The sequence below is a fragment of the Candidatus Caldatribacterium sp. genome (assembly GCA_014359405.1).
GTDB classification, from domain to species: Bacteria; Atribacterota; Atribacteria; order Atribacterales; family Caldatribacteriaceae; genus Caldatribacterium; species Caldatribacterium oleiphilum.
Genome location: JACIZN010000061.1, coordinates 1 through 11,014 on the forward strand (window position 1 = coordinate 1; position 11,014 = coordinate 11,014).

Here is an 11,014-nt window from a genome sequence, read left to right on the forward strand (position 1 = left end):
CTCCTCGATCTCCTTCCCCCGCTCAAGGAGCGTTCGAATCGCAAGGAAGTAGAAGATGAAGTACACCTCCACAGCAACAAAAAGCGCCGGCGCAACTTGAGAGAGGAAGCGGCGCAGGAAGAAGTACCCCACACCCAAGCCTCCCGCAACAAGCCCAAGGACCACAAACCCCATGATGAATTCCCGCTTGAAGTTCCGCTCCCTCGGGAAAAGAAGCCGCTCGAGGAACTCGATGAGACGTCCTATGGCCACAACGGGATGGAACGCCGGTGGGTCCCCAAAGACAAGATCAAGCCCAACTCCAAAGAGCATTCGGAAAAGCCCGATCATGGCTCCACCTCGAGGTTCAAAAGTCCCGTTACTTGAGGGAAACCATCTTTCTCCTGAACCGTAATGAGTGCCCCCGGGTTGAGGAGAATGGAAAAGGTCTGCTCGAAGCGTATCTTGAGGAGATGAACAAGAAAGCACCGTAGGACTCCTGCATGGGTGACAACGAGGTACCGTCCATCCGGGAATCCCCGGAGTCGCTCCCAGAAACGGACAACCCGCTCGAGGACCTTCTCGAAGCTCTCCCCACCTGGCGGAGTGAAACGGAGGGGATCTCTCTCCCACTCCGCCACCTCTTTGGGGAACTCATCCTTGAGATTGCGCCATTTTTTCCCCTCCCAGCTCCCAAAGGACCGCTCCTTTATGTCCTCGCAGATCTCAAGGGGTGTCTCGAGTCCTGCAAGGAGAAGGGCCGTCTCAATTGTTCGGGCAAGGGGGCTTGCGAAAACGTAGTCGAAGCGCTTTGCCCCCAGGAACTCACGAACCCTGAGGATTCGCTTCCGCCCCAAAGGGGTGAGGGGAAGGTTCATCCAACCGGCAAAGTACTCTTTCTCCGTGGCGTCCGTATCTCCGTGGCGCACCAAGTAAATCTCCTTCACGTTCCCACCACCCGCACACCTCCACCGATAGCTCGAGCCACCCAAAGGGTAACCCTCTCGTTTTTGAGAACCGCTTGAACCCGCCGCAGGGCTTCTGAAAGCCCAATACGGCGGAGGTCAAAGAGCACCCCAAAGGAACTCCCGGTATGGGCCCGACTCACTCCCAAGGCTCCGATGTCCTTCGAGGCTTCGAGGAGCAAGCGGAACACGGCGTTCGGCTCGTACTCTTCCATAATGGAACCACTTGTTGTCGCCGCCTTTCCCACCAGGGTGAGGTCCCCCTCCTCAAGCCCTCGTTCAAGCATTCTAAAGGCTTCTTCCGTCTCCCGGGAAAATTGCTCGAAGTGGCGGCGGAGACCCTCCCGGTCCACCGAAAGGGTGTCGACTTTCCCTGAGAGCTCCACAACCACAAGGCCAAGGTGGCGGGGAGCAGGAAGGGACAGGAAGGCTTCTCCACGAAGGTGGTCGAAGAGGCACCAGTTTGGGAAAAAGGTTCCATCTGTCGGCTCAATTGCAAGGGCAATCCGGGCAATTTCTTCCCCCCGGATCCTCCTTCCCAAAAGCTGCGCCAGCGCTCCAAGGAGCGCCGCGATGTCAGCGGTGCTTGAGGCAAATCCCTTGCCTTCAGGAAGGGAGCGTCTCCTCCAAAAAGCAACTTGTCCCTTAAGGTGCTTCACCCCAAAGTACTCCAAAGCGAGTTCTAAGGCTTTCCTGCTCTTCCAGAGTTCCCGAGGTATGCTCTTGGCGCTCCCAAAGAAAACCTCCATCTCGCTGAAACGGTCAATGGTCAGAGAGACGAGGACCTCTCGCCCCTCCACCATCCCCTGGATAACCTCTCCGGCGCTCCCTGGGCACAGGGCCCGGGCGCTCTTCACATCCTCCAAAGGAAAAGCCATATTGCCTCCCCCCACTCTATTCCCGCGCCGACCATGTCCCCGTTGAGACCTCCAAAGAACCGGGCCATTCCCCTCCCAAGTGTGAACATGATACCAAAGCTCAGGGCGGTTTTCAAAACACCACGCCACCCAAGGGCCAGAAACCCCATCCCTCCTATGCCAAAAGCCCAAAGGACAAAGGCAAGCTTCGGAACCCTTCCCACGAACTCCTCGGCAAGGCCCCTCTCCTCTCGGGGGAGCGCTCTGAAGAAAGCCCCGAAGAGGAGGGCCACCGCCCTTCCGAAAACCGGGGCAAGGAGAAGGGGAAAGACCCCACCAGAAAGGCGCGCAAGTACAACTCCTTTAGCGCCAAGCACGAAGAGTATACCCAAAACTCCAAAGGTCCCCACCCTTGGGTCCTTGAGGATGAGTTCCCTCTTTCCTTTCGGGGCGAAAAGAGCGTCGCACACATCCGCCACCCCATCGATGTGGAGTCCCCGGGTGAGCAAAATCCAGGCAAAGAGAGTCACAAACGCCGCAAGGAGAGAATCCCCAGTCCACTTAAGGAGGGAAGAACGGGTAAAGGAGAGAAGAGCTCCGATCCCAAGACCCACAAGAGGGAAAAAGACCGCCGATTGGGCAAGGTCTCCGGGCTCGTAGTTTCCAGAACCCACGGGAAAGGGGGTAAGGAAGCTCACCGCAAATCGCAGAAGCCGCACGAGACGCTTCATTTGAGCTGCCATGGAATTCCCGCAACCACAAGGTACACCCGGTTGGCCCGTTCGGCAAGCCACTGGTTCACCCGTCCGAGGAGGTCCCGAAAGCTCCGACCGAGAGGGAAAGGGGGCACAACGCCCATTCCCACCTCGTTGCTCACGAGGATGAGAAGAAAGGGCTCTCCTTCCTGCCGAGCAAAGAGCTCCATGAACTCGCCCACGATTCTCTCGTAGGATCGGTCTTCGTCATTCTCCTCAAGGAGGATATTGCTCACGAGAAACGAAACGCAGTCCAAGAGCACCACTTTTCCCGAAAGTTCCAGAGCGAAAAGGGGGCTCAATCCATACGGGACCTCGACAGTTGTAAAGCCCGGAGGGCGTTCCCTTTGGTGACGGCGGATACGTTCCTCCATCTCTGCATCGGTGGGAACACCTGTGGCGCAGAAAATGACGGGAGCTCCCGTACCTTGGGCCATCTCCAGGGCGAGGCGACTTTTTCCGCTTCGCGCTCCTCCCAGGATGAGCACCCGCTCAGCCTCCATACTCCTGCACCGCCTTGAGGAAATGCTCGTTCTCCTTTCGCGTTCGCACCGCCACCCGGAAGAAGCGTTCATCAAGACCCACAAAATCAGAGAGGCTACGGACGAAAACTCCTCGCTCTTCAAGAAAAGGGACAATCCCCACATGTTCCTCCTGAACCCACAGGGTGTAGAAGTTCACCCGGGAAGGGTAAAAGGAGAGAAAAGGAATCTCCCGAAAAGCGCTCTCAAGAAAGGTCTTCTCTTCTTTGAGCCAGCGCCGCGTTGCCTCCCGAAAGGACGTAAGATCCTCCTCCGCGAGGATTTCAAGAGCCCGGACAAGGAGGGCGTTGACGCTCCAGGGCTCGAGGTGCTCCCCAAGACGAGCAACGTTCTCCGGATGAGCGACAAGGAACCCTCCCCGAAGACCGGCAAGGGCAAAGTACTTTGTAAGAGACCGGACGACATAGAGATTCCGGTCTTCAAAAACCTTCCCGGTGAGTGAGGTTTCCTCGTCCATGAACTCCTGGAAGGCTTCGTCGACCACAAAGGTGGTGGAAAGTCCCTGTTCCCGGGCCCAAAAGTAGAGGTCGAGGGCCTCGATATCCCCCAGGGGATTTCCCGGATTCCCAAAAACGATAATGTCCGCCTCTTTGAGATCCCCAAGTCTTCTTTCCGGGAAAACCGACCAAAAGGTAATCCTTTTTCCCGAAAGCGCAAAGGCAGCACGGTACTCTCCAAAACAGGGTTCCACGATGACCACTCTTTCTCCCGGAAGAAACCGGGCAAGGAGGTATATTCCTTGAGTCGCACCATTGCAAGGGAGAATGGTAGCCTCGGGAAGGCCATAGATTCTTCCGATGAAGTGGCTGGCGAAAAAGGGGTCAAGGGGAGGATAGAGGGCCGCGTACGGGTACAGTTCTCCCCAGTGCCTCCGTAGAACCTCAGGAGGACCAAGGGGGTTAATGCTTGCGCTCAGGTCTAATCCCTCTTTCCCCTCCCGCCACCGCTCTATGGTCCGGCCACCGTGGGGAGTCCTCTTCATGGGAGAACAACTGCGAAAGAGGAGACTCGATCGTTCCCTTCAAGGCGAATGAGGCGAACCCCCTGCGTTACCCGGCCCTGGATGGGGATTTCCCCGGTGTGGACCCGGATGAGGGTACCATTCTGGGTTAAAAGGAGGATTTCTTCTTCCCCCCGAACGGGAGCAATCCCCACAATCTCCCCCGTGCGCTCGGATTCTCTGAGGATACGAATGCCCATCCCCCCTCGGTGATGGACCGGGAATTCAGAAACATCCACTCGCTTTCCCATCCCCGAAGAGGTAATCACAAGGAGCGTCTCGCCTTCGCGCAAGATGCATGCTCCCACAACCCGGTCGTTCTCCCGGAGACTCATTCCCCGAACTCCTGAGGCAGTTCTCCCCATGGGTCGGACCTCGTCCTCCCTGAAACTCAAGCCAAAGCCCAGGGCTGTCGCGAGAAAGACCTGGTCGTTCCCTCCCGTCACGAAAACTGCTTCAAGGGTATCGCCATTTTCAAGTTCTATGACCTTCATGCCCCGCCGGGTGATGGAGAGAAACTCCAAAAGGTCCATCTTCTTCACTTTCCCCGAGGCCGTTGCAAAGAAGAGGTACTTTCCTTCCTTGAAATCCCGCAAGGGGATGAGGGTGACGACTCTTTCTCCTTCCTCAAGGGAGAGGAAGTTCACAAGGTGCATACCCTTTGCCCGCTGCCCCATCTCCGGCAGGCGGTGCACCGGAAGCTGAAAGACTTTTCCCCGGGTGGTGAAAAAGAGCATCCGGTGAAGGGTGGTGGTAACCACAATGGAGCACACCGAATCCTCTTCTCCGGTGACCAGGGCGCTCACGCCCTTTCCGCCTCGACCCTGGCGCCGGTACGTACCAAGGGGCATCCGCTTCACGTACCCATCACGAGTCAGAACCACTACGACATCTTCTTCCCGGACAAGGGGCTCCTCTTCACCCTCCCCTTCTTCCTCATCAAGGATTCGGGTCCTTCGCTCATCCCCGTAGAGCTCCTGAATCCTTCGGAGTTCCTCCCGAATGCACTCTCGAAGGACTTCTTCTTTCTCGAGGATGTCCCGAAGGCGGGCAATCCCTGCCACTACCTTCTCGTACTCCTCCTTGAGCTTTTCCCGCTCCAAGGCAACAAGGCGCTGGAGACGGAGCTCGAGAATGGCCTGAGCCTGTTTTTCCGTAAAGCCGAGCTCTGCCATGAGGCGCTCTTTCGCCTCGGGTACGCTCTGGGAGGAGCGGATGAGGGCAATGACCCTGTCAATCATGTCGAGCGCCCTGAGGAAACCCTCAAGCACGTGAGCCCGTTCCTCCGCTTCTTTGAGCTCGAAGCGGCTCCGGCGGAGGACCACTTCCTTACGGAACTCGAGGAAGTGTCCCAGAGCCTCCCGCATGTTGCAGATTTCCGGCTTTCCCCCCACAAGGGCAAGGAGAATAACTCCAAAACTCGTCTCCAAAGCGGTATGCTTGTAAAGGTAACGGAGGATGTACTGGGGACTGGCGCCTCGCTTGAGTTCGAGGACCACCCGGATGCCTTCTCGGTCGGACTCATCCCGGATTTCGGCCACATCAGGGAGCTTCTTCTCCTCTATGAGCCGGGCAATGTGCTCGACCAAAGCAGCCTTGTTCACCTGGTAGGGGATCTCCCGAATAACGATGGCCTGCCTTCCCCGGGAGATTTCCTCAACCGTTGCCTCACCTCGGAGGACAATCTTTCCTTTTCCCTCCCGGAAGTACTCAAGAATGCCTTGCCGTCCGACAATCTTTCCCCCTGTGGGGAAATCAGGGCCAGGAATGAAACGCAAAAGGTCCTCAGGGGTTGCTTCCGGATGATCAAGGAGGTAGAGGAGCCCGTCGATGAGCTCTCTCAAGTTGTGGGGCGGGATGTTGGTGGCCATTCCGACGGCAATGCCTGAAGCTCCGTTGGCAAGGAGTTGCGGGAAACTTGCAGGAAGAACCACAGGTTCTTTCAGGGATTCATCGAAATTGGGGATAAAGTCCACGGTATCCTTCTCAAGGTCCCAGAGCATCTCCTCGGCAATCGGGGTGAGGCGGACTTCTGTGTAGCGCATCGCCGCCGGGGGATCCCCGTCGACCGAGCCGAAGTTCCCGTGGCCGTCCACAAGGGGGTACCGACAGGTGAAGTCCTGGGCAAGGCGCACCAGAGCCTCGTACACCGCCATGTCCCCGTGGGGGTGGTACTTTCCAAGGACATCCCCCACCACGCGGGCGCTTTTCCGGTACGGGGCATCAGACCGCAGGTTCATCTCCTGCATCGCGTAGAGAATCCTTCGCTGAACTGGCTTCAATCCGTCGCGGATATCGGGAAGCGCCCTGCCAACAATGACACTCATCGCATAGCTCAGGTACGCTTCCTTCATTTCATCTTTAACATCTACGAGAAGGACCTTCCCTTTTTCCTCCACAGGCACCACCTTCAGATATCGAGGTTCACCACTTCAAGGGCGTGTTCCTGGATGAATTCCCGCCTGGGTTCCACCGCATCTCCCATGAGGATGCTGAAGATTGCCTCGGCCTCAAGGGCATCCTCTATGGTGACTCTCTTTATGGTACGAGTTTTTGGGTTCATGGTGGTGTACCAGAGCTGTTCCGGATTCATCTCTCCAAGGCCTTTGTACCGCTGGATGGTGTACTTCTTGTTCCTGAGACCCTTGAGAATGCCTTCGAGTTCCCGATCGTCAAAGGCGTAGTAGTCGCTCTTGTCCACTCGAACGCGGTAGAGGGGTGGAAGGGCAATGTAGATGTGCCCGCCTTCAAGGAGCGGACGCATGTACCGGTAGAAGAACGTGAGAAGGAGCGTCCGGATATGGGCCCCATCGACATCCGCATCGGTCATAATGATGACCTTGTGGTAGCGGAGCTTCTCAAGAGAGAGATCCTCCCCAATGCCACACCCCAAAGCTGCGACGATATTCCGAATCTCGTCGCTTGAGAGGATCCGGTGGAGACTCGCCTTCTCCACGTTGAGAATCTTCCCCCGCAGGGGCAAAACCGCCTGGAACCGTCGATCCCTTCCTTGTTTTGCCGAACCCCCTGCAGAATCCCCCTCGACGATGAAAATCTCCGCCGCCTCAGGGTTCCGTTCCGTGCAATCGGCGAGTTTCCCCGGAAGAGACACAGAATCAAGGCTATCCTTTTTTCGGGCAAGCTCCCGGGCTTTCTTAGCTGCGATACGGGCCCGAACGCTCTCCAAAACCTTCTCGACAATCGCCCGAGCAATTGCCGGATTCTCTTCAAAGAAAGCCCCAAGGAACGTCCCAGTGAGGTCCTCGACGAAGCTTCGGACCTCCGGGTTCCCAAGGCGTGTCTTCGTCTGCCCCTCAAACTGGGGAGAAGGAACAAGGACATGAATGACCGCACACAATCCTTCCCGGACATCGTTCCCCGTGGGCGGCTCATCCTTCTCCTTCAAAAGGCCGTGCCGCTCCATGTACTCGGTGATGACCCGGGTGAGGGCAGTTCTGAAGCCGGTGACATGAGTCCCTCCTTCTCCGGTGCGGATGTTGTTGGCAAAAGAGAGCACCGTCTCGAGGTACCCATCGTTGTACTGGAGGGCAACTTCCGCCCGGATGCCATCCCGCTCGCCGGAAAAGTGAATCGGCTCTGGATGGAGCACCCCTTTCCCCTGGTTGAGGTGAACCACAAGCTCCCGAATGCCAGAAGTCGAAGCGTAGACTCTCTTCTTCCCCGAACGTTCATCGTAAAGGCTCAGGGTAAGTCCAGGATTGAGAAAGGCGAGCTCCTTGAGGCGCTCAGCAATGATGTCGAAGTGGAACTCCGTTTGAGGGAAAATGAGAGGATCGGGTTTGAAACGGACATACGTCCCTGTTTCTTCTGTTTCTTCCCCAGCGGAGAGGGGAGTCACCGGCTTCCCCCGTTCGTAGCGCTGGCGCCACACCCGTCCCTGCGTTTTCACCTCCACCTCAAGCCACTCAGAGAGAGCATTGACCACTGAGATGCCAACGCCATGGAGTCCCCCAGAAATCGTGTACACGCCGCTTTCGAACTTCCCTCCCGCATGGAGCGTGGTGAGCACAACCTCAAGGGCAGGCTTTCCCGTCCCCTTATGGATACCCACCGGGATTCCCCGGCCGTTATCGAGAACTGAAACGCTCCCGTCTCTGTGAATGGTGACCGAGATTTCGGTGCAGAAACCCGCCATGGCCTCATCGACACTGTTGTCCACCACCTCAAAGACCAGGTGGTGCAACCCGCCGATGTCGGTGTTCCCTATGTACATGCTCGGGCGCTTCCGCACCGCCTCGAGACCCTCAAGGACCTGAATGGCATCGGCAGTGTAGCATTCCTTCTTCGTCACTTTCCGTCACCTCAGCCGCACACGGACCTTAACCGCTTCAATTGGGATTCCTTGATTTCTGAAAAAGGAGAGAACCTCGTCTACTCTACTCTCGACCTCGCAGAGGTACAGAGGATCCTCTACCTCAAGGAAAAGGACGTTTCTTGAAACTTTAGCGGGTGTACACAGGGAAGAAAGGTCGGGAAACCATTCCCCGAAGCGCTCCATCACCTGGTAAACTTGAACCTTTGGGAAAAGGCCACTCTTTTTCAGGTACTCTGCCACAATCTCCCCTATGGGGAGCGGTTTACGCATCCTCGATTCTCCCCTCGCACACCCTGAAAATCCTGGCTCCACGCTCTGCAAATTCCCGGGCTATGTCCTCCTCAGTCGTCGTGAGGAACACCTGGTCCCCTGAGAAGACACACGAAGAGAGGAATGCCTTCCTCTGCGCATCAAGGCCCGGGAATGCGTCGTCCAAAAGGAGCACCGGATTCTCTTTCCGTATCCATTGTACCACAGCCTTCTCCGCCATGCGTAACGCTAAAACGACACTCTTCTTCTCCCCAAAAGAGGCGAATTCCCGAACGTCTCGCTTTCCGAGGAGAAAGGAAATCTCATCCCGGTGGGGGCCAAAGAGAGTCATTCCCCGCTCCCACTCCTCTTTCTGCAGGGCCTTTGCAGCTTTCGCAAGGCCCTCCCGAACCCCCTCTCGCAAGCTGTAGCCCTTCGACTCGTAGCGCACCTCAAGAGGCTCGTCGTTCCCCGAGATATCCCGGTACGCCCGGGAGAGAAAAGGAACAAAGAGCCGGAGGTACCGGAGACGCTCTTCAACAATCCTTGCGCCAAGGGCTACAAGCTGCTCTCCGTAGACAGCAACGAGCCCTTCGTCCTTTTTTTCTCTAAGAAGGAGATTCCGCTGGGTAAGAATCCGTTCGTAGTCTCCCAAAAGAGCCTCAAACTGGGGAGAAAGGAAACTTATCGCCCGATCGATGAAGTCCCGCCGCTTCTTCGGCTCGCCCTCGGCAAGGGCAAGGTCCTCGGGAAAGGACCCCACAAGAGGAAGGGATACACGCTTCCTCTCAACTTTCCCATCCCTCCGCCATTCCCGCTTTCCTCCCTTTCTCAAGACCACCTGTCGCACAAAGAACGAGCTCCCTTCCACAAAGCGAGCAGCCAAAGCGGCGGAATCCTCTCCGAAGCTGATGAGCTCCTCATCGCGGGAGGAAAAGGGAGAAAAACCCCGGGCCACAAGAAAGAGAGCCTCAAGGAAATTCGTCTTTCCCTGAGCGTTACCCCCAAAGAGGACAAAAACCCCTTGCCCTAAGGAGAGACGGACCTCCCGGAGGTTTCGAAACCGCAGAAGGGTAACCGCCTCAAAATGCACTGGGGGCCGTCACGCTCCCTGGAGTCGGACGGGCATGAGCACGTATTCAAAGGAACCCGAGGCCCCCGAAAGACGCGCCGGAGCAAGCTCCCCTGAAAGACCAATCTCCACCCGCTCGTCTTTCACAGCCCGAAGCGCTTCAAGAAGGTACCGAGTGTTGAAGGCCACCTTGAGGTGGGTACCCTCTGTGACACCACTCACCTCTTCCTCGGCAATCCCGACATCGCCTGTTAGGCGAAGCGCTATGCTTCCCCCGCCCAGGGACATTTCCACCACCGGAACCCCCGAGGTTACGAGGGAAACACGTTCCAAGGCCTCGAGGAACTCCTCACGGGGAACTTCAGCACGGCTCACGAACTCCCGGGGGATAACCTCCCGGTAGTTCGGGTACTCCCCCTCAACAAGGGTGGAGAAAAGGAGGGTTGTTCCAATCCTAAAGAGGACACTCCCATCTTGAGGCACAAAGGACACCTCTTCCTTCCCAAGAAGGCGAAGGAGCTCAGAAATAGCCTTCTGAGGGATGATGTACTTTGCTTCTCTTTCCACCCCCGGGAGAGGAAGAACATTTCGGCTCAGACGATGCCCATCGGTCGCCACCACTTCAAAGGAGTCCTTTTCGAACGCAAAGAGAACCCCGGTGAGGACCGGACGGGTTTCATCCTTTGAGACCGCAAAGTACACCCGGAGGAGTGCCTCTTTCAGGAGCTCTCCAGGAAGGTTAATAGCGGAGGAAGATTCCACAACCGGGAAGAAGGGAAAATCCTCCGGGGGAAACCCGGAGAGTTCGAAACGGCTCTTCCCCGACGAGAGAAGGGCCTTCTCTCCCTGTGCCACAAGGTGCACCTCACCCCGTAGAGCCCGCACAATGTTGTAGAGAACTTTGCCCGGAAGGACGATTTTCCCTTCTTCTTGAATTTTCCCTTCAAGAAGGGATGTGATGCCCACCTCAAGGTCCGTGGCAGTGAGGTGCACACTATCCCCAGAACTATCCACAAGGACTCCCGAAAGGGCCGGGGTCACAGGGCGCGTCGAAACAACCCGGTAGACCTTGCCTAAGGCCTCCTTGAACGCCAGTGCGTCGACCCGAATATCCACACAATGCCCTCCTTCCTTCCTCCTTCTCTTTTCTAAGATTCTTCTTTAGGAGGAGTCGTAGGAGAAAGGGAAAAATCTGTGGAAAAGTCCTTCCCTTCCTCCTCCTTCAAGGTCTTACCCCTTGTGCAAAAGGTGTGGATGCT

Annotated in this window: 11 protein-coding genes; all 11 read right to left on the reverse strand. The window is 56.8% G+C overall.

Annotated elements, in window-relative coordinates; all coding sequences use genetic code 11:
* Positions 1–330: cobalamin biosynthesis protein (locus H5U36_05970; protein MBC7217687.1), on the reverse strand; the 330-nt coding region annotated here is incomplete at its 3' end.
* Positions 327–926: an alpha-ribazole phosphatase gene (cobC, locus tag H5U36_05975; GenBank protein MBC7217688.1), complete on the reverse strand. Its 600-nt coding sequence runs from the start codon at positions 924–926 to the stop codon at positions 327–329. The genes H5U36_05970 and cobC, both read right to left, overlap by 4 nt.
* The gene (locus H5U36_05980; GenBank protein ID MBC7217689.1) at positions 923–1,822 is read right to left on the reverse strand and encodes a hypothetical protein; all 900 of its coding nucleotides are present in this window, start codon (positions 1,820–1,822) and stop codon (positions 923–925) included. The genes cobC and H5U36_05980 overlap by 4 nt, the downstream gene beginning before the upstream one ends.
* Positions 1,798–2,532, reverse strand: coding sequence for an adenosylcobinamide-GDP ribazoletransferase (cobS, locus tag H5U36_05985; GenBank protein MBC7217690.1), 735 nt, complete (start codon positions 2,530–2,532; stop codon positions 1,798–1,800). The genes H5U36_05980 and cobS overlap by 25 nt, the downstream gene beginning before the upstream one ends.
* The gene (cobU, locus tag H5U36_05990) at positions 2,529–3,059 is read right to left on the reverse strand and encodes a bifunctional adenosylcobinamide kinase/adenosylcobinamide-phosphate guanylyltransferase (GenBank protein MBC7217691.1); all 531 of its coding nucleotides are present in this window, start codon (positions 3,057–3,059) and stop codon (positions 2,529–2,531) included. Before cobU ends, cobS begins: the two co-directional genes overlap by 4 nt.
* On the reverse strand, positions 3,049–4,080 hold the full coding sequence (locus tag H5U36_05995) for an aminotransferase class I/II-fold pyridoxal phosphate-dependent enzyme (GenBank protein ID MBC7217692.1): 1,032 nt from the start codon (positions 4,078–4,080) through the stop codon (positions 3,049–3,051). Before H5U36_05995 ends, cobU begins: the two co-directional genes overlap by 11 nt.
* Complete coding sequence (gene gyrA, locus H5U36_06000; GenBank protein ID MBC7217693.1) at positions 4,077–6,497, reverse strand: DNA gyrase subunit A; 2,421 nt, start codon at positions 6,495–6,497, stop codon at positions 4,077–4,079. Before gyrA ends, H5U36_05995 begins: the two co-directional genes overlap by 4 nt.
* A gap of 11 nt (positions 6,498–6,508) precedes the next feature.
* On the reverse strand, positions 6,509–8,410 hold the full coding sequence (gyrB, locus tag H5U36_06005) for a DNA topoisomerase (ATP-hydrolyzing) subunit B (GenBank protein MBC7217694.1): 1,902 nt from the start codon (positions 8,408–8,410) through the stop codon (positions 6,509–6,511).
* A gap of 6 nt (positions 8,411–8,416) precedes the next feature.
* Complete coding sequence (locus H5U36_06010) at positions 8,417–8,704, reverse strand: DUF721 domain-containing protein (GenBank protein MBC7217695.1); 288 nt, start codon at positions 8,702–8,704, stop codon at positions 8,417–8,419.
* Positions 8,697–9,776, reverse strand: coding sequence for a DNA replication/repair protein RecF (locus tag H5U36_06015; protein MBC7217696.1), 1,080 nt, complete (start codon positions 9,774–9,776; stop codon positions 8,697–8,699). Before H5U36_06015 ends, H5U36_06010 begins: the two co-directional genes overlap by 8 nt.
* Before the next feature lie 9 nt (positions 9,777–9,785).
* On the reverse strand, positions 9,786–10,871 hold the full coding sequence (gene dnaN / locus H5U36_06020; protein ID MBC7217697.1) for a DNA polymerase III subunit beta: 1,086 nt from the start codon (positions 10,869–10,871) through the stop codon (positions 9,786–9,788).
* Between the last annotated feature and the right edge of the window lie 143 nt (positions 10,872–11,014).